The following is a 622-nucleotide window of genomic DNA, read 5'->3' on the forward strand; positions in this document are numbered from 1 at the left end:
GGCCGGGGCTTCCACAAAACGGCCGGCGGCTCGCACACCCCGTGGGTGTTGTACGCCGTCATCATCGTCTCCGCGCTGATCATCGCCGGGGCGATCCCGGTGCTGTTGCGGGCCCGCCGGATGGGCCTGATCGAGCCGGCGACGCGGCCGGGGGCGGCCCGCGTCCCGCACCGGCCCCCGGTGCGCCTCATGGCCCCGGCGCCGCGCACCGCGGCCGAGCGGGCGCGCCAGCCGAGGGTGCAGGCGGCGGAGCCGGCGACGCAGTGGTCCGGCACCGCGGTGGACCGGGTTTGGTTGCGCGGCACGGTCATCCTGGCCGGCACGATGGGCGTCGCGCTGATTGCGGCCGCGACGGCGACCTACCTGATGGCGGTCGGCCACGACGGGCCGTCGTGGGCGGTCTACGCGGTCGCCGGGGTGGTCACCGCGGCGATGCCGGCGGTGGAGTGGCTGCACATCCGCCAGCTACGCGGCCTTCAGGACGCGCGCTAGGCGCACGGGCTCCCACGGGTCGCGCCGCGACGCGACACATAAGACTCTGCGACGACACGCCGCGTGGATTCATACGGTCAGTGCAACATCCGTGATTTGGGAGGTTGCCGTGCCGAGTGGATATCCGTTT

The 622-nt window shown here is 73.5% G+C and carries 1 protein-coding gene; it reads left to right on the top strand.

The features are described 5' to 3' along the window. Nucleotides 1–492: DUF2561 family protein (locus A5673_RS08645; RefSeq protein ID WP_068229918.1), on the top strand; the 492-nt coding region annotated here is incomplete at its 5' end. Nucleotides 493–622: the final 130 nt, after the last annotated feature.

Source organism: Mycobacterium sp. E3198 (assembly GCF_001667015.1).
Taxonomy (GTDB): domain Bacteria; phylum Actinomycetota; class Actinomycetes; order Mycobacteriales; family Mycobacteriaceae; genus Mycobacterium.